This is a genomic window from Pectobacterium carotovorum (genome assembly GCF_900129615.1).
Lineage (GTDB): Bacteria > Pseudomonadota > Gammaproteobacteria > Enterobacterales > Enterobacteriaceae > Pectobacterium > Pectobacterium carotovorum.
Map to the genome: position 1 here is coordinate 149,719 of NZ_FQWI01000004.1, position 26,355 is coordinate 176,073.

General features: G+C 50.4%; 27 protein-coding genes and 1 pseudogene. 16 read left to right on the top strand and 12 right to left on the bottom strand.

What is annotated here, in order from left to right; genetic code table 11:
• Positions 1 to 127: 127 nt before the first annotated feature.
• Positions 128 to 1,051 carry a LysR family transcriptional regulator gene (locus BUB06_RS10320; protein ID WP_039470170.1) on the top strand — a complete coding sequence of 308 codons (924 nt, stop codon included), beginning with the start codon at positions 128 to 130 and terminating at the stop codon, positions 1,049 to 1,051.
• A 32-nt stretch (positions 1,052 to 1,083) separates the two neighbouring features.
• On the opposite strand, the gene BUB06_RS10325 is transcribed toward BUB06_RS10320, so the two are convergent.
• Positions 1,084 to 1,992, bottom strand: coding sequence for a LysR family transcriptional regulator (locus tag BUB06_RS10325; protein WP_039470168.1), 909 nt, complete (start codon positions 1,990 to 1,992; stop codon positions 1,084 to 1,086).
• Between the two features lie 107 nt (positions 1,993 to 2,099).
• Here BUB06_RS10325 and BUB06_RS10330 point away from each other — a divergent pair, with 107 nt between their 5' ends.
• The 4 genes from BUB06_RS10330 (at position 2,100) to BUB06_RS10345 (ending at position 4,685) form a co-directional block, all read left to right on the top strand.
• Positions 2,100 to 2,981: an MBL fold metallo-hydrolase gene (locus BUB06_RS10330; protein ID WP_039470167.1), complete on the top strand. Its 882-nt coding sequence runs from the start codon at positions 2,100 to 2,102 to the stop codon at positions 2,979 to 2,981.
• Complete coding sequence (locus BUB06_RS10335; protein ID WP_039470165.1) at positions 2,969 to 3,625, top strand: DsbA family protein; 657 nt, start codon at positions 2,969 to 2,971, stop codon at positions 3,623 to 3,625. Before BUB06_RS10330 ends, BUB06_RS10335 begins: the two co-directional genes overlap by 13 nt.
• Positions 3,626 to 3,792: 167 nt before the next feature.
• A complete protein-coding gene (locus tag BUB06_RS10340) occupies positions 3,793 to 4,356 on the top strand; it encodes an SMI1/KNR4 family protein (protein ID WP_039470163.1) in 564 nt (187 codons plus the stop codon).
• Between the two features lie 35 nt (positions 4,357 to 4,391).
• Entirely contained in the window at positions 4,392 to 4,685 is a 294-nt protein-coding gene (locus tag BUB06_RS10345) for a DUF7677 family protein (protein ID WP_039470162.1), read from the top strand.
• A 93-nt stretch (positions 4,686 to 4,778) separates the two neighbouring features.
• Here BUB06_RS10345 and BUB06_RS10350 read toward each other — a convergent pair whose 3' ends face one another.
• Complete coding sequence (locus BUB06_RS10350; RefSeq protein ID WP_039470160.1) at positions 4,779 to 5,159, bottom strand: hypothetical protein; 381 nt, start codon at positions 5,157 to 5,159, stop codon at positions 4,779 to 4,781.
• A gap of 506 nt (positions 5,160 to 5,665) precedes the next feature.
• On the opposite strand from BUB06_RS10350, the gene BUB06_RS10355 reads away from it, so the two are divergent.
• From BUB06_RS10355 to pspG, 3 genes are all read left to right on the top strand, one after another.
• Complete coding sequence (locus BUB06_RS10355) at positions 5,666 to 6,256, top strand: ATP-grasp domain-containing protein (RefSeq protein ID WP_223806281.1); 591 nt, start codon at positions 5,666 to 5,668, stop codon at positions 6,254 to 6,256.
• 175 nt (positions 6,257 to 6,431) lie between these two features.
• Positions 6,432 to 7,454, top strand: a complete 1,023-nt coding sequence (gene dusA / locus BUB06_RS10360) for a tRNA dihydrouridine(20/20a) synthase DusA (RefSeq protein WP_039470158.1) — start codon at positions 6,432 to 6,434, stop codon at positions 7,452 to 7,454.
• Positions 7,455 to 7,619: 165 nt separating this feature from the next.
• A complete protein-coding gene (pspG, locus tag BUB06_RS10365) occupies positions 7,620 to 7,907 on the top strand; it encodes an envelope stress response protein PspG (protein WP_236689885.1) in 288 nt (95 codons plus the stop codon).
• A 474-nt stretch (positions 7,908 to 8,381) separates the two neighbouring features.
• Here pspG and BUB06_RS10370 read toward each other — a convergent pair whose 3' ends face one another.
• Together BUB06_RS10370 and BUB06_RS10375 are read right to left on the bottom strand one after the other, a co-directional pair.
• Complete coding sequence (locus BUB06_RS10370; protein ID WP_039470157.1) at positions 8,382 to 9,770, bottom strand: cytochrome P450; 1,389 nt, start codon at positions 9,768 to 9,770, stop codon at positions 8,382 to 8,384.
• 351 nt (positions 9,771 to 10,121) lie between these two features.
• Positions 10,122 to 11,108, bottom strand: a complete 987-nt coding sequence (locus tag BUB06_RS10375; RefSeq protein ID WP_010295071.1) for a quinone oxidoreductase — start codon at positions 11,106 to 11,108, stop codon at positions 10,122 to 10,124.
• Positions 11,109 to 11,355: 247 nt separating this feature from the next.
• Between BUB06_RS10375 and dnaB the strand changes: the two genes are divergently transcribed.
• The 8 genes and pseudogenes from dnaB to tssD form a co-directional block, all read left to right on the top strand.
• A complete protein-coding gene (gene dnaB, locus BUB06_RS10380; protein WP_010279223.1) occupies positions 11,356 to 12,762 on the top strand; it encodes a replicative DNA helicase in 1,407 nt (468 codons plus the stop codon).
• A gap of 41 nt (positions 12,763 to 12,803) precedes the next feature.
• Positions 12,804 to 13,886: an alanine racemase gene (gene alr / locus BUB06_RS10385; protein WP_039470156.1), complete on the top strand. Its 1,083-nt coding sequence runs from the start codon at positions 12,804 to 12,806 to the stop codon at positions 13,884 to 13,886.
• Entirely contained in the window at positions 13,879 to 14,517 is a 639-nt protein-coding gene (locus BUB06_RS10390; protein ID WP_039470154.1) for a hypothetical protein, read from the top strand. The genes alr and BUB06_RS10390 overlap by 8 nt, the downstream gene beginning before the upstream one ends.
• 314 nt (positions 14,518 to 14,831) lie before the next feature.
• On the top strand, positions 14,832 to 15,311 hold the full coding sequence (locus BUB06_RS10395; protein WP_010295086.1) for an Lrp/AsnC family transcriptional regulator: 480 nt from the start codon (positions 14,832 to 14,834) through the stop codon (positions 15,309 to 15,311).
• A 248-nt stretch (positions 15,312 to 15,559) separates the two neighbouring features.
• On the top strand, positions 15,560 to 16,174 hold the full coding sequence (locus BUB06_RS10400) for a YitT family protein (RefSeq protein ID WP_010295088.1): 615 nt from the start codon (positions 15,560 to 15,562) through the stop codon (positions 16,172 to 16,174).
• A 63-nt stretch (positions 16,175 to 16,237) separates the two neighbouring features.
• Complete coding sequence (locus BUB06_RS10405) at positions 16,238 to 17,431, top strand: amino acid aminotransferase (RefSeq protein ID WP_039470152.1); 1,194 nt, start codon at positions 16,238 to 16,240, stop codon at positions 17,429 to 17,431.
• A 168-nt stretch (positions 17,432 to 17,599) separates the two neighbouring features.
• A complete protein-coding gene (locus BUB06_RS10410; RefSeq protein ID WP_039470150.1) occupies positions 17,600 to 18,097 on the top strand; it encodes a M48 family metallopeptidase in 498 nt (165 codons plus the stop codon).
• 380 nt (positions 18,098 to 18,477) lie between these two features.
• Positions 18,478 to 18,714 (top strand): annotated as a pseudogene (tssD, locus tag BUB06_RS10415) (type VI secretion system tube protein TssD); the annotation flags it as partial.
• A gap of 52 nt (positions 18,715 to 18,766) precedes the next feature.
• Here the strand turns inward: tssD and BUB06_RS10420 are convergent.
• From BUB06_RS10420 to uvrA, 8 genes are all read right to left on the bottom strand, one after another.
• Positions 18,767 to 19,171, bottom strand: a complete 405-nt coding sequence (locus BUB06_RS10420; RefSeq protein ID WP_072012959.1) for a DUF1240 domain-containing protein — start codon at positions 19,169 to 19,171, stop codon at positions 18,767 to 18,769.
• 45 nt (positions 19,172 to 19,216) lie between these two features.
• Positions 19,217 to 19,618: a DUF1240 domain-containing protein gene (locus BUB06_RS10425; RefSeq protein ID WP_072012958.1), complete on the bottom strand. Its 402-nt coding sequence runs from the start codon at positions 19,616 to 19,618 to the stop codon at positions 19,217 to 19,219.
• Positions 19,619 to 19,664: 46 nt separating this feature from the next.
• The gene (locus BUB06_RS10430; RefSeq protein WP_072012957.1) at positions 19,665 to 20,069 is read right to left on the bottom strand and encodes a DUF1240 domain-containing protein; all 405 of its coding nucleotides are present in this window, start codon (positions 20,067 to 20,069) and stop codon (positions 19,665 to 19,667) included.
• Positions 20,070 to 20,116: 47 nt separating this feature from the next.
• Positions 20,117 to 20,521, bottom strand: coding sequence for a DUF1240 domain-containing protein (locus BUB06_RS10435; RefSeq protein ID WP_072012976.1), 405 nt, complete (start codon positions 20,519 to 20,521; stop codon positions 20,117 to 20,119).
• A 44-nt stretch (positions 20,522 to 20,565) separates the two neighbouring features.
• Positions 20,566 to 20,970, bottom strand: a complete 405-nt coding sequence (locus tag BUB06_RS10440; RefSeq protein WP_072012975.1) for a DUF1240 domain-containing protein — start codon at positions 20,968 to 20,970, stop codon at positions 20,566 to 20,568.
• Positions 20,963 to 21,820 carry a hypothetical protein gene (locus tag BUB06_RS10445; RefSeq protein WP_072886139.1) on the bottom strand — a complete coding sequence of 286 codons (858 nt, stop codon included), beginning with the start codon at positions 21,818 to 21,820 and terminating at the stop codon, positions 20,963 to 20,965. The genes BUB06_RS10440 and BUB06_RS10445 overlap by 8 nt, the downstream gene beginning before the upstream one ends.
• 1,222 nt (positions 21,821 to 23,042) lie before the next feature.
• Positions 23,043 to 23,462 (bottom strand): secondary thiamine-phosphate synthase enzyme YjbQ, encoded by a 420-nt coding sequence (locus BUB06_RS10450; protein ID WP_039470147.1) that lies wholly within the window; start codon positions 23,460 to 23,462, stop codon positions 23,043 to 23,045.
• 15 nt (positions 23,463 to 23,477) lie between these two features.
• Entirely contained in the window at positions 23,478 to 26,312 is a 2,835-nt protein-coding gene (uvrA, locus tag BUB06_RS10455) for an excinuclease ABC subunit UvrA (protein ID WP_039470146.1), read from the bottom strand.
• Positions 26,313 to 26,355 lie beyond the last annotated feature (43 nt).

The window sequence follows — 26,355 nt, forward strand, 5'->3', positions numbered from 1 at the left end:
AAACGGAATTGAGAAACACTATAAAAATACCCCAACAGGTAAACAAATATCGTTTTAGGCAGACTCTATTCATTTCTGATATGGTTTATCAAACTGGTGGTTTATAAAAATAAATGAAGGAGGCGACATGGCGGCAGTATCCCTACGACACATCGAGATTTTCCATGCAGTCATGGCCACTGGGAATCTGACGGAAGCGGCTGCGCTGCTGAACACGTCACAGCCGACCGTCAGCCGCGAGCTGGCCCGCTTCGAGAAACTGATTCAGATGACGCTGTTCGAGCGGCTGCGCGGCAGGCTTTACCCCACCGCGCAGGGGCTACAGCTGTTTGAAGAAGTGCAGCGCTCTTACTATGGACTGGATCGGATCATCAACGCCGCCAGCGATATTCGCCGTTTTCAGCAGGCGCAGCTTTCTATTACCTGTCTGCCCGTGTTCTCACAGTCACTGCTGCCCGACGTCTGCAAGCCGCTGCTGGCGCGTTATCCGCTGCTTAATCTGCACATCATTCCGCAAGAATCACCGCTGCTGGAAGAATGGCTGTCAGCCCAGCGCCACGATTTGGGCTTAACGGAAAACAGCCTCACGCCAGCGGGTACAGAGCGGCAAACTCTGATGTTACTCAATGAAGTGTGCGTGCTGCCTGCCGGGCATCCGCTGGCGCAAAAAGCAGTGCTCACACCGCAGGATTTTGCTAATGAGCCCTTCATCAGCCTGTCGAGCGCCGACAGCTATCGCCAGTTACTGGACAAACTGTTTCAGGAACAGGGCGTGTCGCGCCGGATGGTGCTGGAAACTCACAGCGCGGCGTCGGTGTGTGCGATGGTGCGGGCGGGTATCGGGCTGTCGATCGTCAACCCGCTCACCGCGTTGGATTATGCCGCCTCCGGCGTGGTCGTGCGGCCTTTCAGCATCGAGGTACCTTTTACTGTCAGCCTGATTCGTCCGCTGCACCGCCCCGCTTCGGCGCTGGTCGATACCGTGATTGATCAACTCAAGCAGTACGCCGCCGGCGTACCTTCACGTCTGGAGCAGGTCTTGCGGCAGTAATATTCCGGCCTTGGTTCGGCTCACTTCACCGATTAGAGCGCTAGCGCCCGCCAGCGAGGATCGTGAGCAAACCATTCCACCAGAAAATCCAGCAGGGTACGCAGCGCGGCGGGCATCTGGCGGCGCGAGGTGTAAATACCATAAATCCCCATCGCCTGCGGACGGTATTCCGGCAACAGCGCTACCAGTTGTCCGTTAGCGAGATAAGGTGCCACCGAATAGCGCGGTTGCAGGGCGATGCCCGCGCCTTCCAACGCACCGGCCAGCAGCACCAGAGACTCATTGCCGCTCAGGTTACCGCTAACGGGAATCGTAAACTTTTCATCATCGCGGGAAAAATGCCACAGGCTTTTGCCAAAATAGGTGTAGGTCAGGCAGTTATGAATCGAGAGATCGGTCAGCTGTCGCGGAATACCGTGCTCATTCAGATAAGAAGGCGATGCACACAGCACCGACTCACAGCTTGAAAGCGGTCGGGCGATCAGATTGGGATCCAGTTCGTTGGTAATACGCAGCGCCAGATCGATACGTTCCTCGACCAGATTCACCGTTCGGTTATTCATTTGCAGGTCGATAGCGACCCGAGGATGCCGCCGCAGGAAGGCCGTTATCGCCATACCAAGCGCGCCCTGCGCCAGTGACTGCGAACAGCCTATGCGCAGCAAACCGCTTAACGTGGCATCGTCGGTATCGGCCTCGACGCGCATATCTGCCGTCAGCGCCAGCATCTCTCGACAGCGCGCCAGCGTTTTTTCACCGGCATCCGTCAGACTCAGCTTGCGCGTGGTGCGGTGCAATAACCGCGCCCCCGCCCACGTTTCCATTTCCGCCAGATAGCGCGTCACCATTGCCCGAGACATATCCAGCGTGTCCGCCGCCGCGATCATGCTACCGCGGTCTATAATAGTCACAAACACTTCGGCTGCCGTTATACGATCCATAAATTAGTCCGTTTTATGCAACAAACAATTGCCAGATTTGCGGTTTTTCGTACGATTAATGCAACATAACATGAACCCACTTTCTGTCATACCTGTGGAGTATCACCATGTCTAAATCTATCGCTTTTACCGTATCTTTACTCGCTGCATCGCTGGGTCTGGCTTCTGCTGCTAACGCTGCTGAGTTAAAAATCGACGTGTTTAATCCAGGTGAAGCCAGTGTATTCCCGGTTTCCTCTGAAATTATCAGTGGCGATAAAGAAGTCGTCCTGATCGATGCGCAGTTCCAGCGTAACGATGCCCAAACGCTGGTTGATCGCATCAAAGCCACCGGAAAAAAACTGACCACCGTTTATATCAGCCACTCCGATCCTGACTACTATTTCGGTCTGGACGTGATTAAAGCCGCGTTCCCAGACGCTAAAATCGTTGCGACCCAAGCCACCATCGATGCGATTAACGCCAGCAAAGACGGCAAAGTGGCACACTGGGGCCCGGTTCTGAAAGAAAACGCGCCGAAAGAAATCGTCGTTCCTCAAGCGTTGGAAGGTGATAGCTTTACCGTTGATGGCAAAAAACTGGAAGTGAAAGGTCTGAAAGGGCCAACGCCAGATCGCACGTACGTCTGGATTCCTTCTCTGAAAGCCGTAGTCGGTGGTATTCCGGTGTCTGCCAACATCCACGTCTGGCTTGCCGATACCCAAACACCAGAGTCTCGCGTTCACTGGCGTGAAACGCTGAAATCCATTGAAGCGCTGAAGCCAACCACCGTCGTGCCGGGTCACTTTATCGCGCCAACGGATTACACCTTGAAAAACGTGACCTTTACGCTGCAATATCTGGATACGGTGGAAAAAGAGCTGGCAAAAGCGAAAGATTCTGCCGAACTGATCGCAGCAATGAAAAAACACTACCCGACGCTGAAAGAAGAATCGGGTCTTGAACTGAGCGCCAAAGTCCTGAAAGGTGAAATGAAGTGGCCACAGTAAGACTGCATTACATTTACGATCCGTTGTGTGGCTGGTGCTACGGCGCCGCCCCACTCGCGCTGGCCGCGCAGGAGATTGACGGGCTGGATCTGATCCTCCACGGCGGCGGTATGATGACCGGCAGCAATAGCCGCACCATCACCCCCGAGTGGCATGACTACGTGATCCCCCACGATCGTCGCATTGCGCAAATGACCGGGCAGACCTTCGGGGAAGCCTATTACGAAGGGCTGTTGCGGGACACCAGCGTCGTGCTGGATTCCGCGCCGCCAACGGCTGCCGTACTCGCTGCGGAAGCGATGGCTGACAAAGGCATGGTGATGCTGCACGAGATCGAGCGGGCGCACTACGTTTCCGGGCTAAAAATCGCCGACGCAGCCGTGCTGCGTCAGTGTGCGGAAGCAATCGGTCTGGATGGTGACGCCTTCAGCACCGAGTTCGCCTTTATTCAGGCAGAAACGCTGTCAAAACACATCAGCGCTAGCCGGGAATTACTGGCGAAAGTACGTGGACAAGGCTTCCCCACTTTTGCACTGGAAGACGCCAACGGGAATTTCCAGCAAATCCCAGCCTCAAACTATCTGGGTCAGGTAGACGCATGGCGCAAGGTGCTGACACAGATGGTCAGCCACGCCACCGCATAAGCATCCGCATCAACCTTCATTAAGGGAGTAAGCCAACACGGCCTGCTCCCTTCTTCGTTCCCGATGCCGTCTGTATCTCATCCCCTTAAACCGCTACAGTATCGCCTTCGTGGTAAAATCAGCGTGCTACCGCGTTTATTCATCCATCGCGTTGAAAGGGAAACAACATGAACGAACATTGGGCAGCTTTTGAAACATGGTTGGAAACACACTGGCCTGAAGGACGCAACGGGCTCAATCCCCCCGCCACTGAACAAGAGCTCGATGCACTCGAACACGCGCTTGGCACCTCGTTGCCCGAGGACTACAAAGCCTGCCTGCGTATTCACAACGGGCAAGATACCTACTCTGGCGGCATTTTCGAGAACGCAGAATTCTTATCCACACACGCGGTACTTGAGCAATGGGCAATCTGGCAGTCGTTGCTGAGCGAAGGGCAATTTGATGGCATTCAGTCCAGCCCGGAAGACGGCATAAAGGCCGACTGGTGGAACACGAAGTGGATCCCCTTCACCCACAACGGCGGCGGCGATCACTACTGTCTCGATCTCGATCCGGCTACCGGAGGCCAGCACGGCCAGATCATTACCATGTGGCATGACATGGACGAAAGAGAAAACCTATCTCCCTCATTCGCAAACTGGTTCCAGAGCTATGTCTCTGACGTTATCGCCGGGAAATACGTTTATTCTGATGAGTACGGCGGGCTGACACCGATTGATGAGCTATAAATGCGCAAAACAGCCAATAGCGGGAGCGATTTATCATGAAATTAAGCCACAGCTTTAGCAGTGCATTAAGAACCTTCGCCTATTTCATGGCTAGCGGCACCCAAAATACGCTTGAAGGCATTGATTACCTTGCGCTATACGGTGAAGAACCCAGCGCGTTTGAACAGGTCTTCGCTATCTACGCGAATGTGCTAGAGCTGGATGAAGACGGCAACGTATTGAACGCCAAATATGCCGAAAAACGCGCCACAGATTATTTACGACAATACTGCGACCCCAGTTTCACCGTCGAACCGCCTTATGAAGACTGGGAAGTGGAGCTGCATTAATTTGCCCACAGGATTTCTTGATCAAAAAAGCCCCGACGAAATGGTCGAGGCTTTGCGAAAACCCATATTAATGATGGGTTATAATGTTTTTAATCAGTCAGGCTGACGGGTAAAAACAACGTCTTCAAAAGAGAAACGCTGTTGACCACCACTAATCGTGGTATACGAACGACTACCGCTTAACGTAATTTGTTGAGGGGTATCCGTTGATGTTCCAACCCAATAGTCACGAATGACATAGTTATAACCACCAATATCATTACGATAGGTGCATGCGACACCTAAATTAATCGTGGCCCGTCCAGCAGTATAGAGCCATGACCCAGAGAAAGACGCGCCTTGATAAATGTATTCACCGACAGGTGTATCTTTTGCGGTGAATGTCCCGGTAAATGTTGCCCCTGCAAAATCGGGATCGGTAATGACCAACACATGTTTACCATCTTCGCTAGAATACGTTCCGGCCTCTAACATAATTAACCTCTCGATATTAATTTATTTAGGAAATGGAATTAACGCACTGTCACATTCATAATAAAAAGATCCTGAGGCATTACCTATATCCAACAGCATTCTAAATATAATATGAGATATGCAGTACTTAGATAGTGTATAAAACACACCGAAGATATTTTATTAATCTGATTTATAACTTCAGCGTAGAACTCCAGTAACTAACCAACTCCTATACTGACGAAAGAGATATCTTTCATGCTGGAGATAAGCTGTTTACTCTAAAGAAGTGTGATAAATTATGTTATATTAATACTATCCATTTTGAGATAATTTACATGAACATAATTTACCCAAGTGATTATTTTGATAGTTCCAGAGTAGATGAGACTTTTGAGGCAGAGTATAATTCAGCAAGGGAAAGCGGATTATCATGCATATTATTATCAACACAGCATGCATCAGATGGAAAATACAAGTTTTCCAAGCATTTTTAATCAAACACATCCGTCATTTGGCGCGGCTGGATGCTCAAATCTGATGAATATAAAAAATTGAACGATGCAGTGAATAAGAATAGCGGTAACATGCTCGTTTCTTTAGAGGATTATCTCTCAAGCCACCATATTACGGGATGGTATAACTCATGCAAGAAATACACACCAGAGACCATTTTTTTAAATGAAGATGATAACATCGACCAGATTACTAACCAGATAAAATGGCCCGATTATTTCGTTAAAGACTATGTTAAATCGCTAACCACATCCAGAGGATCTATCGCCAGAAACGCTGAAGAGATCCGAGAAATAATAGCCGCCATTAAGCAATTTCGTGGTGATATTGAAGGTGGGGTTAGCCTGAGAAAGGTTGAAGACATTATAAAAACCAGCGAAAGACGCTATTTTTCCTTTAGAAATAACGTGTATTCCTCTGACGGCATTGTTCCTGATCTTGTTGTTGAAATAGCACAGCTTATCAGCTCACCCTTTTTCTCGATTGATATGGCTGAAAATGCTTCTGGTGAACTGCGCTTGATAGAAATTGGTGATGGCCAAGTCTCTGATACCAAAGAATGGAACATCGACAAGTTTGTTCAACTATTTCTTAATGCTTAGCTAACGTCGTGATTCATATTTATTGCTCTCCGATTATCACATACGCGGGGAGCATATTCCCTAACCCTGAGTAAGATAGCTATCAGCCACGACCCGCTCCCTGTGCTATAGTCGGCACCAGCAAAGATAACCTCAGACAACACTGCCAGACACACGAAACGATAACTGACAAACCATGACCGACGTAAAATCAGGTACACACAACACGGTATCCACCGACTCCCGCGCTTCTCGCCTTAACCGCTTTTCCATCGCGCCGATGCTCGACTGGACCGATCGCCATTGCCGTTATTTTCTTCGCCAACTGACTAGTCAAACGCTGCTGTATACCGAAATGGTGACGACAGGTGCGATTCTTCACGGTAAAGGCGACTATCTGGCCTACAGCGAAGAAGAACATCCGCTGGCGCTGCAGCTCGGCGGTAGCGATCCTCAAGCACTGGCGCAGTGTGCCAAACTGGCAGAACAGCGCGGCTATGATGAAGTTAACCTGAACGTCGGTTGCCCGTCTGACCGTGTACAGAATGGTCGTTTCGGCGCCTGCCTGATGGGCGAAGCGGCGCTGGTAGCAGACTGCATCAAAGCGATGAAGGACAGCACCTCCATTCCGATTACGGTGAAAACCCGCATCGGCATTGACGATCAAGACAGCTATGAATTCCTGTGCGACTTTATTCAAACCGTCGCCGAACGCGGTGAGTGCGATACCTTTATCGTCCACGCGCGCAAAGCCTGGTTATCGGGCTTGAGTCCGAAAGAAAATCGGGAAATTCCACCGCTGGACTATCCGCGCGTTTACCAGCTCAAGCGCGATTTCCCGGCGCTCACTATCGCCATCAACGGCGGCGTCAAAACGCTGGAAGAAGCCAAAACGCATTTACAGCATCTGGACGGCGTGATGATGGGCCGTGAGGCTTACCAGAATCCCGGTATTCTGGCGCAGGTCGACCGTGAGCTATTTGGCACCGATACCGCCACGCCGGATCTAGCTGGCGTGGTGCGAGCCATGTATCCCTATATCGAACGCGAACTCTCTGGCGGCGCATCATTAGGCCACATCACGCGCCACATGCTCGGCATGTTTCAGGGCATCCCTGGCGCGCGTCAGTGGCGACGTTATCTGAGTGAAAACGCCCACAAACCCGGTGCCGACGCGGCAGTGGTGGAGCGTGCGCTAGCGCTGGTTAATCTGGTTTAAAAAATACTAACAGTTAGTATTTTTCATCAACATTCTTTCATTTCTCTTCCTGACGCCGCTGGTAAATCAATCACTTACCAGCGGCACATCTTGGCACGATTCTTGTTATAGCTTATGTAGCACGCAGAACTTTTCTCTGCGGTTTAACCGCTACAGGAGCACACCATGTTGGAAATTTTCTTCGTTATTGGCTTTTTTATCATGCTGATGTTGACGGGCGTGTCACTGCTGGGTGTGATTGCGGCACTGTTTGTGGCGTCCCTATTTATGTTGATTGGTGGGCTGTTTAGCATCGCGATAAAGGTGCTGCCGTGGCTGATTTTAGCCGTCGCGGCGGTATGGCTGTGGCGCAAATTTAGCGGTCGACCTGTCTACAACTCGCACCGCTATACTTATCGAAAATACACGTATCACTTATCGAAAATACACGTATCGCCAACGCAACGGAAATGAGTGGTAATGCCAGAAAAGGGAAAAATCTGGGTTACACGAAAATGAGTTGCGCGCGCAAATGACGGGCAAGGCCGTATTTAACACCGACTTATTTTAGTACGTGTTTTAGTACGGTCTGTTTTAGTACAAAAGTGTGCGCCAGCAGATATTTTTTCCCGGATGTGGCTGCTAGGATGACGCCACAGTTTGACACCACAGAGTTGTTTAAAGGGTGAGCAAACTAAACGGGGTAAATAAAACCTGGTGGCAAGCAAGCCACACGATTTCATCATCGTCAGGGAAATAATAGCCGCACAGCGGCACTTTCGTGACGATCACCACGCTGTACCCTACATACAGTCTGATGAAATTAGCGTAACGGCCAAGGCTTTTCTGGCAATCATACCGACTCTTAACGAGTCGGTATGATTGTCTGGCTTAAGCGCCGTCCTCCCTGACCTCCGCACGTTCACTCACACCCCACATCCAACTTTGCTATTGCAACGGCTCGCGCTTGTGTAGCTTCACGCGAAAACCGGATGGCGACATCGTAAAAGCAAAATTCTCGGTAACGTCCGATGCAGGCTGCTGCGCCTCGACGCGGAACCCGCTACACAACGCATGAAATCCCAATTTAATTTCCATTAATGCCAGCGACCGTCCGGGGCACAGTCGCGGCCCGCCACCGAAAGGCTGGAGATCGGAAAAAGAGGCCTTTCCTCGTTCGAGCCACCGCTCAGGCACGAAATCATAAGGCTGCTGAAACAGCGCGTCGTCAAACCCGCTCGCATTCAGCATCAGCAACAGAGGCGTGCCTTTTTTGATCAGGAAATCATCAATAACGGTGTTTTTCGTTGGCTCAAGGTACAGCAGCGGCGCAACGGGCTTGAGCCGCATAGATTCATACATCACGGCGGTGAGCCAAGGCATACGCGGCAGCGGCCACGGGAGGATAGCTCCGGCTCCATCAGCCACCTCTTTGCACTCCTGAAAAACGCACTCTTCTACCGAAGGCGACGAACAAAGCAGAAAACTCATCCAGGTGAGCGTATTTGCCGTCGTGTCCTCCCCTGCAAGCAGAAGCGTAATGGCATTCGCCATAATATCGTCGTCTTTCAGCGCCCCGTCTTTTTTCTGCTCGGCGAGCATCACTTGCAGCATGTTTTCAGGCGCATCCATCAACTGCGGATTTAGCTGGATGCGCTTACGCTGACGATAAATAAACCCATCAAGGTACTCGCGAATCAGGCTCAAGCTCGCATCAAACTGCTTATCTCGCGCCGTCCTGATGAATCGCCAGAAGGGAAACAAGGCGCTGCTGCGGGCATTAATCATGGGGAATAAGTGGCGTAAGCTTTGCGATAGCGGGTTTTCGCCCTGTTCGAGCGTATTCACGTCTTCACCAAAAGCCAGTAATGACGTGATATCAACCGTATAGCGCTTAAACTCCTCTACCAGAGCGACGGTTTCCCCGGTTTCGGCTAGAAGCGTGAAACGCTCAGATAGCCGCGAGGTCACCTTCCTGAGGCTGGAATAGAAATACTTCAAATGGGCGGGCTGAAACATCGGCTCCGTCAATTTGCGCTGATGTTCCCATCGTTCTCCTTCCGATGAAAAAACACCGTTCACCCCGGCTTCCTGAAACACGGACTCAATGCTGCTGATTCGCCGAAATTCGTCGGGGCGAGATTTCATAATGGTGCGAATACATTCAGCGTCGGAAATCACTATCGCTGACGTGAGCCCCAATCTTAAGCGGTAAAAGCGACCATACTGCGCTTTCCACCGCAGCATCTGTAGATGAACATCACTTCGTTTTAAGTAATCAACATGCCCGAGAATGCTTCGGGTTGGGGGCATTGGCAGCAGTTTGATGGATCTCATACTCACATCCTTCTTTAGTGTGTTCAAAATCAGGCGAGAATTCGCCTGTGAAAACAACAATCGAGATAGCGAAGAGGTAAAGAGAGAACCATTTTTGAAAAAATACCGTGGAATCTATGCTCCTGCTTATTGGGATTGATTACGGCGCAGACAACCAGCAAGGCACAGGATCTGAATGACCGTCTTACTCTATTTTTCGTCAAATCCTACAGAGGGGTGTTTAAAAAACAAACAGTGCGTTTTGGTTTTTTTGTTAAGAAGTAATACCGTAGGCAGCCCTTTATCCTGTCTGGAAAAAGCGTGGCGGGAGAAGCGAGGTTATCGCCTGAATGCGATAACCTCATTGAGCAATTAGCCCGGAATCAGCAGGCAGGAGCCCTGCGTACTGCGGCTTTCCAGCGCCCGATGAGCCGCTTGCGCATCCGCCAGCGCGAATTTCTGGTTCTGCGGCACATCTACCGTAATCGCCCCGCTGGCGATCAGTGAAAAGAGTTCATTGCTGGCCTGTTCGAGTTCGGCGCGGTTCGTCACGTAACCAAACAGCGACGGACGCGTGACGTACAGCGAGCCTTTCTGGTTCAAAATCCCCAGATTGACGCCGGTCACCGGCCCCGACGCATTACCGAAGCTGACCATCAATCCGCGACGACGCAGGCTATCGAGCGAGGCTTCCCAGGTGTCTTTCCCAACCGAGTCATACACGACGTCCACCTTCTGCCCATCGGTCAGTTCCGCGACGCGCTGCGCAATATTCTCGGTACGGTAATTAATGGTCGCCCAGGCACCCGCCTGTTTTGCCCGCTCCGCTTTCTCATCAGAACCCACCGTTCCGATCAGCTTCGCCCCTAGCGCCTTCGCCCACTGGCAGGCAATCAACCCAACGCCACCCGCCGCCGCATGGAACAGGAAGACTTCATTTGGCTTGATTTCATACGTCTGGCGCAGCAGATAGTAAACCGTCAGCCCTTTCAGGAAAGAGGCCGCTGCCTGCTCAAAGCTGATGGCATCCGGCAGCAGCGCAACCTTCTCCGCTACCACGTTATGCACTTCGCTATACGCCCCTAACCCGGACTGCGCATAAACGACGCGATCGCCGACTTTCAGCACGCTAACCCCTGCCCCGACTTTCGTCACGACGCCCGCCGCTTCGGTTCCCAGCCCGGAAGGTAAGTCAGGCACCGGATACAGGCCGCTGCGAATATAGGTATCGATAAAATTAATGCCGATGGCGCGGTTCTCAACCTGAACCTCTCCCGCAGCGGGGTCGGCAGGCGTGAAATCCACATATTGCAGAACCTCTGGGCCACCATAAGCCCGGAACTGAACGCGTTTTGCCATGTTATCTCCTTAATCGTGACAGGTTCGTTGTCTCTCTATAATACGTATACCCTAAATAATTCGAGTTTCAGGCAGGCGGCAAGCGAAGGAGTCCGATGAGCTTACTTGAGTAAGTGATTCGGGTGACGAAGCGAAGCCAACGCACATGCAACTTGAAGTATGACGGGTATATTGTGTTATTTCGGACGTGTGGCATATACAATGCCCCCTAATCCAATGGCAAATCAACCGGTAAAGAACCCGTTTCATGGCAGAGAAAAGACCCACCAATAAATCGAATGAACCCCGTGACCGCCAGATGGAAGGTCTGAAACTTCCGCCACATTCGCTGGAAGCGGAGCAATCGGTATTGGGTGGCCTGATGCTCGACAATGAGCGCTGGGATAATGTCGCCGAGCGTGTTGTCGCGAACGACTTCTATAACCGCGCCCATCGCCTGATCTTCACCGAGATGCAGCGCCTGCTCGAAATGAGCAAACCGATCGACCTGATTACGCTGTCCGAATCGCTCGAACTGCAAGGTTCGCTGGAATCCGCCGGTGGCTTTGCCTATCTGGCCGAGCTGGCAAAGAACACCCCCAGCGCCGCTAACATCGGTGCCTACGCTGACATCGTGCGCGAGCGCGCCGTGGTACGTGAAATGATCTCCGTCGCCAATGAGATCGCCGATGCGGGCTACGATCCACAGGGGCGCAGCAGTGAGGATCTACTCGATCTGGCGGAATCCCGCGTCTTCCAGATCGCCGAAAACCGCGCCAGCAAAGATGAAGGTCCGAAAAGCATCGACCGTATTCTGGAAGATACCGTTTCCCGTATCGAGCAGCTGTATCAACGCCCGCACGACGGCGTAACTGGCGTGTCTACCGGCTATCAGGATCTGGACAAAAAGACTGCGGGCTTGCAAAAATCTGACCTGATCATCGTCGCCGCACGTCCATCGATGGGTAAAACCACCTTCGCGATGAACCTGTGTGAAAACGCGGCGATGATGCAGGATAAACCAGTCTTGATCTTCAGTCTGGAGATGCCCGGCGAACAGATCATGATGCGTATGCTTGCGTCGCTGTCCCGCGTGGATCAGACCCGCATTCGTACCGGTCAGTTGGACGATGAAGACTGGGCGCGTATTTCCAGCACCATGGGGATCCTGCTTGAAAAGCGCAACATGTACATCGATGATTCCTCCGGCCTGACGCCAACCGAAGTGCGATCCCGTGCCCGCCGCGTATTCCGTGAACACGATGGCCTGAGCCTGATCATGATCGACTACCTGCAATTGATGCGCGTGCCGTCGCTGTCCGACAACCGTACGCTGGAAATTGCAGAAATTTCCCGCTCGCTCAAAGCGTTGGCAAAAGAATTGCAGGTTCCGGTCGTCGCTCTGTCGCAGCTTAACCGTAGTCTGGAACAGCGTGCCGATAAGCGCCCGGTTAACTCGGATCTGCGTGAATCCGGCTCCATCGAGCAGGACGCCGACCTGATTATGTTTATCTATCGTGATGAGGTTTATCACGAAAACAGCGACCTGAAAGGCATCGCTGAAATCATTCTGGGGAAACAGCGTAACGGCCCGATTGGCTCCGTTCGTTTAACCTTTAACGGGCAGTGGTCGCGCTTTGATAACTATGCCGGCCCACAATATGACGATGAATAACGCAGCGCTCAGCAATGACAACACTGCACTAAGGAACAAGAATGAAAACGGCAACTGCCGTCATTAACCGGCGTGCTTTGCGCCACAACCTGCAACGTATCCGCCAGCTCGCGCCTGGCAGTCAGGTCGTTGCCGTCGTGAAAGCCAATGCCTACGGCCACGGCATGATCGAAGCTGCTCATACTTTTTGCGACGCTGACTGCTACGGCGTCGCGCGGCTCTCCGAAGCGCTGGCGCTACGCGCAGCGGGCATCACCAAGCCCATCGTCCTGCTGGAAGGCTTTTTCTCCGCAGACGACCTCCCGCTTCTGGTAGAGCATCAGTTAGAAACCGCCGTTCACAGCCCTGAACAGCTTGCCGCGCTGGAGCAGGCCACGCTGCCACAGCCGATCCCCGTGTGGATGAAACTGGATAGCGGCATGCACCGCCTTGGCGTTCTACCGGAACACGCCGACGCATTCTGGCAGCGCCTGACTGAATGCCGCAACGTGGTTCAGCCAGTCAATATCATGAGCCACTTTTGCCGCGCCGATGAACCCGAAGCGGGAACCACCGAACGCCAGCTAGCCTGCTTCGATGCCTTTACGCAGGGTAAACCCGGCGCACAGTCCATTGCGGCCTCCGGCGGTATTCTGCTGTGGCCGCAGTCGCACCGCGATCGCGTCCGCCCTGGCATCATTCTCTATGGCGCGTCGCCGCTGGATAACGAAGACGCCGCACATTTCGGCTTCCAGCCCGCGATGACCTTTACGTCTCACCTGATCGCGGTACGCGAACACAACTCAGGCGAAGCGGTCGGTTACGGCGGCACCTGGACCAGCCCGCGCAATACCCGTCTGGGCGTGGTCGCCGTCGGCTACGGCGATGGCTACCCGCGCTGCGCGCCAGCCGGTACGCCTGTGCTCGTCAACGGTCGCGAAGTACCGCTTTCCGGCCGCGTATCGATGGATATGATCACGGTTGATTTAGGGCCGGATGCGCAGGACAAGGTCGGCGATGAAGTCATCCTTTGGGGGCCAACGCTACCGGTTGAACGCATTGCCGCACATACGGGTGCCAGCGCCTACGAACTGATCACGCGCTTAACCCAGCGCACCGCGTTGGAATACGTCGACGGTGAGTAAAAACGGACTGGCTAGCTTTTATCGGCAGGCTCATGGCTTGCCGACCTTAAAACGGGTTATCTACTATGCGGCAAGCTGGCTTGCCGTATCCGCGATCCTGACGCTGTTTGCCCTCATTAATTTCTATACTCTGAAACCGACGGACGTCGGCGGCACGCTGTTTGGCGGCATGTTTAGCGCGATGTTCGATCTCATCTACTGGTCTTGCGCAGCATCGGGTTTCTGCTTTCTGGCGCTCTTTCGGCTTTCAGGATGGCGTGTTGCCTGGATACTCGCGGGGCTGGTGCAAATCGGTATCAGCGCCCTGTGGCGCATTCAATATTGGCAGGATTATGAAAACGACAATGTGATACTCTCCCCGATGCCCGGTGAGCTGTATGTTTCCATGCTGGTAGGCGCAGGCATGGCCGCCATCGGCATCGTGAAATATCGACATGCCCGGCACAACCCAGTCGCTCAACGCCCAACCTATGCGAAAGCCGTCGCGGCATTGCTGCTAGTTGCGCTTTATTTTGCGCTCCCGCTGCATCTCTACCTGCGTGAACCTCTCCCCTACTGCGCCTTTAGCCCTGACGGCCAGCAGTTAAGTATCTGTCTGGGAGAGAATGACGAGCGGATTATTGTGGAGTGATGGATTTACTGCCGTGTAGGCAGCTTAGAAATGGCGTCACGTCAGCACATGCCGAAACCTCACGTTCACTGCCGTGTAGGCAGCTTAGAAAATGATGTTGAACGCATAGCCCGGCCGGATCTCAGTTCACTGCCGCATAGGCAGCTTAGAAATGAGAGATCAGCACTCCGTCGTCATCGTTGCAGTTCACTGCCGTACAGGCAGTTAAGAAAATTAAACGCGCCGAAAATCAGTAATAAAAAACTCATAGGCAACGCGGCCTAAAAAGCTGGTAGTCTGTTTGGCCGACTGCCCGATACTGTTTAGGAAACGCGATGTACCACATTGATGATTTCGATCTGAAAATCCTGACGCTGCTACAGACGAACGGCCGCCTGACCAATCAGGAACTGAGCGATCTGGTTGGGCTTTCCGCCTCGCAGTGTTCCCGCCGTCGCATCGCGCTAGAACAGGCACAGCTGATTCTCGGCTACCATGCCCGCCTGTCGCCGAACGCGGTCGGGCTGGAATGCCTAGGGTTAATTGAGGTGCGACTTATCAACCACACCAGCGAATACGTTGAACGCTTTCATCAAATGCTGGGGGAAGTGGATGCCATCATCGACGCCTATAAAACCACGGGCGATGCCGATTATCTGTTAAAAGTCGCCGTGGCAGATCTGCCCGGGCTCAGCACGCTGATTAGCCAGATTCTGTCGCAGAACAAAAGCGTCGCGCACCTGAAAACTTCCGTGGTATTGAACCGCCTCAAAGAGAACGGTTTGATGATGCCAGAACTGCCTGCATTGCCCTGAATTGGGGCAATCGCCTCTATTTGGTGCAGAAAATGAATACCTCACGCAAAAAAACCATATAAATGCACAACACAGCCAAATAAATAATAAAAAACGCATGAATCACGCATTATTTTCATTCATATAATTCAACACGTTACTTTATCGCAGGCGAGATTACGCAGACGCCAGACGCTAAGCAGCACTATCTGGTGCGATTCTTGCTTTGGTAAGCACATGTTTTTACGACAGTCTGTTGAATGCTCACCATGGATAACGTTATTCCCACACAAAAAATATCACACACGCTGCTGGAAGATATTCTGGCGATACTGATCGGCACGCTGATGGTGTCGTTTGGCGTCATTCTGCTGCGTCAGGCCGGTGCCCTCACCGGCGGCACCGCGGGCATCGCTTTCCTTACCCACTATCTGACCAACGTCTCCTTCGGCGTTGCCTTTTTCCTGCTGAATCTGCCTTTCTATTATCTGGCCGTGCGCCGCATGGGGTGGGAGTTCACGGTGAAAACGTTCTGCGCCGTCGGGCTGGTTTCTCTGTTTTCCGACCTGCATCCACTGTTCGTTCATTTCGATCAGCTCAACCCGTTTTACGCCACGCTGTTTGGCAATATCATCACTGGCATCGGCTTCGTGGTGTTGTTCCGCCATAAAGCCAGCCTCGGCGGCATGAATATTCTGGCGCTGTATCTTCAGGACAAATACGGCCTGCGGGCGGGAAAACTCCAGATGGGCGTTGATGTTGTGATTGTGCTGACTTCCCTGTTCGTGGTAAGCATACCGATGTTGATTGCTTCGATTCTGGGGGCAACCATTTTGAACCTGATTATCGCGATGAATCATCGCCCTGGCCGTTACGCGGCCTGATTATCCCCACCATAGTCGGGGTTGCGGTACCCATAAAAATGACACACTCAGGAGAGCTACACTGTGTTTCAAAACGTTGATACCTATGCCGGAGATCCTATCCTGTCTCTGATGGAAAAATTCAAACAGGATCCAAGAGCGGATAAGATCAATTTGAGTATCGGGCTCTACTACAACGAGCAGAATATTATCCCGCAGTTGCGCTCCGTCAGCGCGGCCGAAAGCAGCCTGAAACAGCCAGCGCAGAGCGCGAGTTCCTATCTGCCGATGGAAGGGTTACAACCTTACCGTACCGCGATCCAACACCTGCTGTTTGGTGAAAACCACGCGGCGCTGGAAGCGGGTCGCATCGCCACCATCCAGACGCTGGGCGGTTCCGGTGCGCTGAAAGTCGGTGCAGATTTCCTGAAACGCTACTTCCCAAATTCAGAAGTGTGGGTCAGCGATCCAACATGGGAAAACCATATTGCGATCTTTGAGGGCGCGGGCTTTAAGGTTCACACCTACCCGTATTTCGATGGCGAAAGCCTGGGCGTGAAATTTGACGCCATGCTCGCCACGCTGCAAACGTTGCCTGCGCGCAGCATCGTGCTGCTGCATCCATGCTGCCACAACCCGACCGGTTCCGACCTCACCACCGAACAGTGGGATCGCGTCATTGAGGTCATCATCCAGCGTGAGCTGATTCCGTTTATGGACATCGCCTATCAGGGCTTTGGCCTCGGGATTGAGCAGGATGCCTATGCGATTCGCGCCGTTGCCAGCGCGGGCGTTCCAGCACTCATCGCCAACTCGTTCTCCAAGATTTTCTCACTGTATAGCGAGCGCGTTGGTGGCCTTTCCGTGGTGTGCGACGATGCCGACAGCGCACAGCGCGTGCTGGGTCAGTTAAAAGCGACCGTCCGCCGCAACTACTCTTCCCCACCGAATTTCGGCGCACAGGTAGTTTCTAAAGTCCTGAATGACGCGCAGTTGAACGCTGACTGGAAAGCGGAAGTCGAAGAGATGCGCACCCGTATTCTGAGCATGCGTCAGGAGCTGGTTTCAGCACTGAAAAACGCGCTGCCGCACCGTAACTTCGACTACCTGCTCACCCAGCGCGGCATGTTCAGCTACACCGGTTTCAGCCCGGAACAGGTTGATCGTCTGCGTGAAGAATTCGGCGTCTACCTGATCGCCAGCGGCCGTATGTGTATGGCGGGGCTGAACCACAGCAACGTCCAGCGCGTCGCCGCCGCTTTCGCCGCGATTCAGTAAATTGTAAATGACAACGCCACTGGCTTAACCGACTCACCGTTGTGAACTCGCTTAACTCAGTGGCTTGTGTTTTCGGTTAACTATCGCTGTCGTGCTATCTGTTCTCTACACTCAGACTGACGGCAACACATCGACAAATCCGCCATGCTTTATCCCAACGAATAAAATATGACCCAGCTACGCTACCTGAACGGTTATCCCCCAGCAATTATTGCCCAAGTTCAAACGCTCCTTGATCAAGGCAAACTCGGCCCGTGGCTGGAAAAAAAATACCCTGACCGCCATCCGATCCAGAGTGACAAGTCGCTCTATCAGTTTGTCGCCGAACTGAAACAGCGCTATCTGAAAAACGCTCCAGCAATATCAAAGGTGCTTTACGACAATAAACAGAACCCGATCAAAGGGACGCTGGGAACCAATACCTTTGTGGCACGCGTGCAGGGCGGAAAATTAAAGTCCAATAATGAAATCCGAATAGCGACGCTATTCCGTGACGGACCGGAAGATTTCCTGCGGATGATCGTGATACACGAACTCGCTCACCTCAAAGAAAAAGACCACAACAAGGCTTTCTACCAACTCTGCTGCCATATGGATCCTGATTATCACCAGCTGGAATTTGATATGCGAATCTGGCTGAACTGGCGAGAAATAAATACGGATTAGGATCTACGTTCCCTGCAAAAGGGAAAGCGGGTTCGTCAGAAAACAGAGTAAATGTGATTTTATTTTAATACGTTGATTTTTATTATTTCATATCGCGTAAAAATAACGCTGAGGTGAACGAAACCGCCGGGTGAGCGGCAGGACGCCGCGAAAGTCAGCGCCGCGTCGGGAACGCGTCGCTGGCGGCCCGACTGCGGAGTCGATCACCGAAGGCACCGCTAAGCGGCGTTATTTCCCGCGAGAAGCCAGGGGCCACGGGGTGATGGCGATTGAACACCCCGTGTCGGGCGCATGCGACTCACGTTGCAAATAATCGTATTCGTCAACGCGCACGAAACCCTCGATCTGCGGGCATAAATCACTATCTCGCTGATCTATATGTAGATGTGACATTTTATTTTTATCGCGTCAATTCCGCAGGGCAGTTAGAACTTTATTATGAAGTTACCTTAACCGATGCGAGCATTGTAGACGTCACCTCTGTCTATCCGCACGTCATCGATAACAACGACATCATGCCGTATGAAAAAGTCCAGCTAAAATATAAAACCATCGCATGGAACCATAAAATCGCAGGAACCTCAGGTTACAGCATTTGGGAGGAAATGAGTCTCTAAGATTTATGACCTTTGATAACAAGCGCATCTTATCAGGTGTGCTTGTTATTCACTATTCATCACAAAGAGCGATATTTTTCACATATTTATTAGGAGCCATCCAGGAGCTTTTAGGGCAGGTTTCATAGCCATAACTTCTAAAGTTAAAAGATATGTACATAGATGCAACAAAACTAATAACAACACCAATGAAAAACAAATAACCGCACACATTTGCAAATATGCCATGCATTCCTATAGGTTTGTTTTTTATTGCCATATAAAACCCTAAATACGAGAAATAGAATAGCAAAGGAGAACCAAATACCATTAACCCAACCTTCCATGAAAACACGATCACATCGTTTAACTGTAAAATATCCAAATATGAATCAAAAGAAAACCAACCAGTAAAGCATGTCAATAGAAAGGTAAAAGATGAGAATGCGAAAAAAAACGGTCTATTTATTTTAAACACGAACAATCCTCAACAATCATAAAACCCATCAGATTATTCTTACCATTAATCACAGAGAGAAACATCTTTCACATATTTATTGGGAGCCATCCATGAGTTCTTGGAGCAGATTTTATAGCCCTGCTCATTAAGGCTATAAGAGATATACATAGATGAAAACAAGCTCACCGCAGCACCAGAAACAGCAAATATGACCAATAGATTTGAAATTTTATTATTCATTTTTATTGGTCTGTTTTTTATAGCAGAAAAAAAACCAAAATAAGAAAACTGAAACACTATTGGAACTAGAAAAATTATGACACCGAGTTTCCATGAAAATGAAACTACATTGTTTAGATTAAAAAAGTCAATATATCCGTTTAAAGAGAACCATCCTCCCCAGCATGAAAGAAAGAAAATAAAAATCGAGTATATGAAAAAGAATGGTCTGTTTATCTTAGTCACGACTGGCTATCCCCTATGCATGAAAAAGCATTCCCTCATACAATTTTTATCCTTTAAAAAGAGCGGTGTCTTTCACATATTTATTGGGATCCATCCAGGATATTTTAGGGCAAACATTGTAACTCTCATTGCTAAGACTGTATGATATATACGCTGATGAAAAAAAGCTAAATATAGCACCAAAGATAAGGATTTTGACCAACCACTCGCCTAATTTATTATTGATCTTCACATGCTCATTTTTTATAGCAGAACAAAAACAAACATATGAAAAATAGAATGATAAAGGTACTCCAAAGATAGCAAGGCCAACTCTCCATGAAAAAACAATTACATCATCTAATTTAAACAATGATAAATATGCGCTTAAAGAAAACCAAGTTCCCCAGACGGAAAGGCATAAAAGAAAAACAGAAAACGCACCAATCAATGGTCTGTTTACTTTAACCACGACTGGCTCTCCTCCCATACATGAAAAAGCATACTCTTATACTATTTTTACTCTTTACAAAGAGCGGTGTCTTTAACATATTTATTGGGATCCATCCAAGATATTTTAGGGCATATTTCATAACCATAATCTCTAAAATTATAAGACATGTAGAAAGATGAGAATGAGCTAACTACAGCACCAACGATCATTATTATAAATAACCCTCCTCCAAATTTATTATTAATTTTCGCCACTTTATTATTTATTGCGGAATAAAAAAATAAATATGAAAAATAGAATAGTAAAGGAGAACCAAATACCATCAACCCAACTTTCCATGAAAACACTATCACATCATTTAACTGTAAAATATCCAAATATGAATTAAAAGAAAACCAACCAGTAAAGCATGTCAATAGAAAAATAAAAACTGCAAATGCGCCAGCTAATGGTCTATTTACCTTAACCACGACTAACTCCCACGAATATGCAAAACACACTTTCTTATAATTCTTTACTCCTTACAAAGAACAATATCCTTTACATATTTATTGGGATCCATCCAGGATATTTTAGGGCAGGTTGTATATCCCTTTTCATTCAGATCATAAGATATATACACAGATGAAATGAAACTAATTATGACACCAGAAATAAAAACAAAAATTAATAAATTTGATAATTTACCATTCATTTTAATAGGTTTATTTTTTATTGCAGATAAAAAACCAAAATAAGAAAAATAAAATATTATGGGCGAACCGAATACCATTAAACCAAGCATCCATGAAAAAATTATTATATCACTTGACTGAAAAAAATCCACATATCCACTTAAAGAAAACCAACTAATAAAACATGACAGCAAAAAAAGAAAAACTGAATATGTGAAAAAGAATGGCCTATTTATCTTAACCACGACTATATCGCCCCCACGCATGGAAAAACTGATCAGGATGATATGGAGTATATTGTTTTTTATGTGACTTTAAATTTTTTATTATCGTTTCACTTATTTTATATTTATTATCTAACCAGAATAATGAAAAACCCACGGCAAATCCAACTATAAATATACCACAAGCAATAAGAACAACACTGCCTCCAGTGACCATAGCTGTAGTAGCTAATGTTTTCGCTCCCCAGGCGGCTCCAATAGATACCGCTAGTTTTGCTGCATCCATCGTTAAATTAACAAAAAAATCGGTTAGTGCGTATTCGTCTTTCAACATCAACTCAATGGCTCGATAAGCAGCTGAAAATACAATACAGAACCTTGATCCAGTCGCAATACCGCTTTCAATGCCTTTTGTACCTATCCCTATGTCGAGTATTTTTTGGTTACTGACTAAATATCGGGTGGCATCTAAATACTTTCTTACTCCCGGATAACCAGACAGTTTTATGTATTTGCTACCATTTTTCCCGACATATTCCGTTGCCGTTACGCCGAATCCTTTCATCTCCATCACGATTCTGCTCACAGACACGGCTTCTGCGATGTTCCCAGCAAACGATGAAGTAGGATCGGTACAGCCAAATATGGCCGTTTTCCAGGAGTCATTAGGATTTGGTGTGCATAACGCCTTTAAAAAATACGTCGCTTCCTGCACAGTCAATATGGCATGAATGTTATCGTTATTTATTTCATTTAGTTGAGCATGTAATTTCTGATAGTTAATATCTGCATGCTGCTTTTTAAAATCAAGATGGTCCTCTAACCGATAGTCATCATCTACAAGCGTTTTTAAAACGGGATCGTATTTCACAGTCACTCACTCCCTTGAATTTGACTTAAATCAACGCACTATTTCCCTGTAAGGGCACTTTAACGGAAAAATGATGATTTTTAAATGTTAATAATGCCCAACCCGTAATTTTTCATTCCCTCGAAAAGAAACTCATTACTTAAAAACGTTACGAAAGAAGGCCATCAATATGCGTTATTTAACGGGGTAAACGCATTGAGCACTTGGCGCAGCGCTACTTCGATAATAGCCAGACAATAGCGCTTGAGGCCGTGGATAAACTGCCTATGCGGCAGTGAACCTGCTGGACGAAACATTCTCGATATCAGAGCCTTTCTAAGCTGCCGCACAGGCAGCTTAGAAAGCAATATTGTTGACGTAACGCATAATCAGCGTGTTCACTGCCGCACAGGCAGCTTAGAAAGCCATCGAACGCGTTATCACAAGCCTCGCCGCGTTCACTGCCGCATAGGCAGCTTAGAAATGATAACCCTGAGTGAATTACTCGAGTCAAACGTGCACTGCCGTATAGGTCGCTTAGAAAACACCAGTTTTTAGGTTGAGTTAATCCCTCGAGTTCACTGCCGCACAGGCAGCTTAGAAATGGTAAAAGCGATGAATGCATTCAACATCACCGTTCACTGCCGGATAGGCAGCTTAGAAAGTATGAAGCGACGTTCAAAGACATGCCTCATTGTCCACTGCCGCATAGGCAGTGAACATCCAGATGCTGCTATCGATTAACGGTTATCATTTCTAAGCTGCCTGTGCGACAGTGAACCACTGCATGATTGGTTTTTGCATAACGTTCGTTTTCTAAGCTGCCGCATAGGCAGCTTAGAAACATGCTGCCGATCGCAACGCGTGGCCACTCATGTTCACTGCCGCATAGGCAGCTTAGAAACCCGTCGCGCAAGTTACGCAGAAATTGAAGTGGTTCACTGCCGCATAGGCAGCTTAGAAAACAAGAAAAAGGCGCTGGGCCGCGCCTATTGGGTTCACTGCCGCATAGGCAGCTTAGAAAGGTTACGCTATCCGGCGTAGCTTCACTGCTCCGTTCACTACTGTATAGGCAGCTTAGAAATGTCACGACGAAATAGACCGCAGAACGCGACAGCTCACTGCCGTATAGGCAGCTTAGAAATATTCCTGTTTGTTTATAGTGATTACACTCTTGTTAACTACCGTGCAGGCAGCTAGATACTTATCAGAATGCGTCGCTGGCGCGACGCATTTCGTGGCGTTATTCCCCGTTGAGCGTGACAACCAGCGAGCGGCTGCCGCCGTGGTTGCGGTGTTCGCACAGGTAGATGCCCTGCCAGGTGCCGATGTTCAGGCGTCCATTGGTGATGGGGATCGTCAGGCTGTTTCCGAGCAAGCTGCCTTTCAGGTGCGCGGGCATGTCGTCGCTACCTTCATACGTATGGCGGTAGTACGGTTCATCCTCCGGCACTAAGCGATTAAAGAAACTCTCGAAATCCTGCCGCACCGTAGGGTCAGCATTTTCGTTAATCGTTAGCGCCGCCGAGGTGTGCTTGATGAACACCTGCATCAGCCCGACTTTTATCTGGCGCAGTGCGATAACCTGCGCCAGTATTTCGTCGGTCACCAGATGGAAGCCTCTGCTTTTCGGCTTCAGGCGGATTTCATATTGCGTCCACATCGGAGTCCCCTGCTATCAGGCTTCACGCGCCAGAATCGGTCGCAGGAAGCGCGCAGTATGAGACTGTTCGCACTCAGCCACCGTTTCCGGCGTGCCGGAGACCAGAATTTCCCCGCCGCCGCTGCCGCCTTCCGGCCCTAAGTCGACAATCCAGTCTGCCGTTTTAATCACATCCAGATTGTGCTCAATCACCACGATGGTATTACCCTGATCGCGCAACTGATGCAGAACGGTAAGAAGTTGCTGAATATCGGCAAAGTGCAGGCCGGTTGTAGGTTCGTCGAGAATATACAGCGTCTGCCCGGTGCCACGTTTCGACAGCTCGCGAGACAGTTTTACACGCTGCGCTTCCCCGCCGGATAGCGTGGTGGCCGACTGCCCAAGGCGAATGTAGGACAGGCCGACGTCAATCAGCGTTTGCAGTTTCCGCGCCAGCGCCGGAATGGCATCAAAGAACTCTCGCGCCTCTTCGATGGTCATATCCAGCACTTCATGGATGCCTTTGCCTTTGTATTGAATCTCCAACGTTTCGCGGTTATAGCGCTTGCCTTTGCACTGGTCACACGGCACATAGACATCCGGCAGGAAGTGCATTTCCACCTTAATCACACCGTCGCCCTGACAGGCTTCACAGCGCCCGCCGCGCACGTTAAAGCTGAAACGGCCAGGATTGTAGCCACGGGTACGGGCTTCCGGTACGCCAGCAAACAGTTCACGAATCGGCGTGAAAATACCGGTATAAGTTGCGGGGTTGGAACGCGGCGTACGACCGATCGGGCTTTGATCGATATCGATCACCTTATCGAAATGTTCCAGCCCCTGAATCTCGCGGTGCGCGGCAGGCTCTGCCAGTGTTGCACCGTTCAGTTGGCGCTGCGCCAGTGGGAACAAGGTATCGTTGATAAGGGTCGATTTACCCGATCCCGATACCCCAGTGATGCAGGTAAACAGCCCAACCGGCAGCGTCAGCGTGACGTCTTTCAGGTTATTTCCCTTCGCGCCAATTAGCTTGAGCACTTTGGTCGGATCCGCAGGCACGCGCTGCTTCGGTATTTCAATCTTGCGTTTACCGCTGAGGAACTGCCCCGTCAGCGAATCCGGCACCGCCATGATCTCTTCCATCGTGCCTTCTGCGACAATCTGCCCGCCGTGCACGCCCGCGCCGGGGCCGATATCAATCACATGGTCGGCGGCGCGAATCGCGTCTTCATCATGCTCAACCACAATGACGGTATTGCCCAAATTACGCAGGTGAATCAGGGTTTCCAGCAGACGCTCGTTATCACGCTGATGCAGGCCGATAGACGGCTCATCCAGCACGTACATCACGCCAACCAGTCCGGCACCGATCTGGCTCGCCAGACGAATGCGCTGCGCCTCACCGCCGGACAGGGTTTCCGCCGAACGGGAGAGCGACAAATAGTTCAGCCCGACATTCACCAGAAATTTGAGTCTATCGCCAATCTCTTTTAGTACTTTCTCGGCGATTTGAGCGCGCTGTCCGCTGAGCTTCATATTCTGGAAGAACGTCATCGCATGGCCGATGCTCATATCGGAAATCTGCGGTAGCGTCGTCTGCTCGACAAACACGTTACGCGCTTCTTCACGCAGGCGCGTTCCGCCACAGCTGGCGCAGGAACGGTTACTGATGAATTTCGCCAGCTCTTCACGCACCGCCGTGGATTCCGTCTCTTTATAACGGCGCTCCATGTTGTGCAGCACGCCTTCGAACGGATGGCGACGTATCGAGGTATCGCCGCGATCGTTGATATATTTGAATTCGACGTTCTCTTTACCGGAACCGTACAGGATCACTTTCTGAACCGCGGCGCTCAGGCTTTCAAACGGGGCATCGACGTCAAATTTGTAGTGCTCCGCCAGTGAGCGCAGCATCTGAAAATAGTAGAAGTTGCGACGGTCCCAGCCGCGAATCGCGCCGCCTGCCAGCGACAGCTCGGCATTTTGTACCACGCGGGACGGATCGAAGAACTGCTGCACGCCCAGACCATCACAGCTTGGGCACGCGCCCGCCGGGTTATTGAACGAGAACATACGCGGTTCCAGCTCATGCATGCTGTAGCCACACACCGGACAGGCAAAGTTCGCCGAGAACAGCAGTTCAGGCTGCGTCGGGTCGTCCATATCCGCGACCACCACGCTACCACCAGACAGATCCAGCGCGGTTTCGAATGACTCCGCCAGCCGCTGTGCCAAATCGTCGCGCACTTTAAACCGATCAACGACGACTTCAATGGTGTGCTTTTTCTGTAATTCCAGCTTCGGCGGATCGGACAGATCGCACACTTCACCGTCGATACGTGCGCGGATATAGCCCTGTGAAGCCAGGTTTTCCAGCGTCTTGCTGTGTTCGCCTTTGCGATCTTTCACAATCGGCGCCAGCAGCATCAGGCGTTTGCCTTCCGGCTGTGCCAGCACGTTGTCCACCATCTGGCTGACCGTTTGCGCATCCAGCGGCACATCGTGCTCCGGGCAGCGCGGCTCACCCACGCGAGCAAACAGCAAACGCAGGTAGTCATGAATTTCGGTAATCGTCCCGACCGTAGAACGCGGGTTGTGCGAGGTGGATTTCTGTTCGATAGAGATGGCGGGCGACAGCCCTTCGATATGATCGACGTCCGGTTTTTCCATCAGCGACAGGAACTGACGGGCGTAGGCGGAGAGTGATTCCACATATCGCCGCTGCCCTTCGGCATACAGCGTGTCAAACGCCAGCGATGACTTACCCGAACCAGACAGACCGGTGATTACGATCAGCTTGTCACGAGGGATTATCAGGTTGATATTCTTGAGATTATGGGTACGAGCACCACGAACTTCGATCTTATCCATTCACACACTTCCCGGAATAAAAACGGTTTGTCATCGCCTCTCG

Bases quoted from the DNA above. Each gene is read 5' to 3' on its own strand.
- BUB06_RS10320 (WP_039470170.1), top strand. From the start codon at position 128: ATGGCGGCAGTATCCCTACGACACATCGAGATTTTCCATGCAGTCATG.
- BUB06_RS10325 (WP_039470168.1), bottom strand. From the start codon at position 1,992: ATGGATCGTATAACGGCAGCCGAAGTGTTTGTGACTATTATAGACCGC.
- BUB06_RS10330 (WP_039470167.1), top strand. From the start codon at position 2,100: ATGTCTAAATCTATCGCTTTTACCGTATCTTTACTCGCTGCATCGCTG.
- BUB06_RS10340 (WP_039470163.1), top strand. From the start codon at position 3,793: ATGAACGAACATTGGGCAGCTTTTGAAACATGGTTGGAAACACACTGG.
- BUB06_RS10345 (WP_039470162.1), top strand. From the start codon at position 4,392: ATGAAATTAAGCCACAGCTTTAGCAGTGCATTAAGAACCTTCGCCTAT.
- BUB06_RS10350 (WP_039470160.1), bottom strand. From the start codon at position 5,159: ATGTTAGAGGCCGGAACGTATTCTAGCGAAGATGGTAAACATGTGTTG.
- BUB06_RS10355 (WP_223806281.1), top strand. From the start codon at position 5,666: ATGCTCAAATCTGATGAATATAAAAAATTGAACGATGCAGTGAATAAG.
- dusA (WP_039470158.1), top strand. From the start codon at position 6,432: ATGACCGACGTAAAATCAGGTACACACAACACGGTATCCACCGACTCC.
- pspG (WP_236689885.1), top strand. From the start codon at position 7,620: ATGTTGGAAATTTTCTTCGTTATTGGCTTTTTTATCATGCTGATGTTG.
- BUB06_RS10370 (WP_039470157.1), bottom strand. From the start codon at position 9,770: ATGAGATCCATCAAACTGCTGCCAATGCCCCCAACCCGAAGCATTCTC.
- BUB06_RS10375 (WP_010295071.1), bottom strand. From the start codon at position 11,108: ATGGCAAAACGCGTTCAGTTCCGGGCTTATGGTGGCCCAGAGGTTCTG.
- dnaB (WP_010279223.1), top strand. From the start codon at position 11,356: ATGGCAGAGAAAAGACCCACCAATAAATCGAATGAACCCCGTGACCGC.
- alr (WP_039470156.1), top strand. From the start codon at position 12,804: ATGAAAACGGCAACTGCCGTCATTAACCGGCGTGCTTTGCGCCACAAC.
- BUB06_RS10395 (WP_010295086.1), top strand. From the start codon at position 14,832: ATGTACCACATTGATGATTTCGATCTGAAAATCCTGACGCTGCTACAG.
- BUB06_RS10400 (WP_010295088.1), top strand. From the start codon at position 15,560: ATGGATAACGTTATTCCCACACAAAAAATATCACACACGCTGCTGGAA.
- BUB06_RS10410 (WP_039470150.1), top strand. From the start codon at position 17,600: ATGACCCAGCTACGCTACCTGAACGGTTATCCCCCAGCAATTATTGCC.
- BUB06_RS10450 (WP_039470147.1), bottom strand. From the start codon at position 23,462: ATGTGGACGCAATATGAAATCCGCCTGAAGCCGAAAAGCAGAGGCTTC.
- uvrA (WP_039470146.1), bottom strand. From the start codon at position 26,312: ATGGATAAGATCGAAGTTCGTGGTGCTCGTACCCATAATCTCAAGAAT.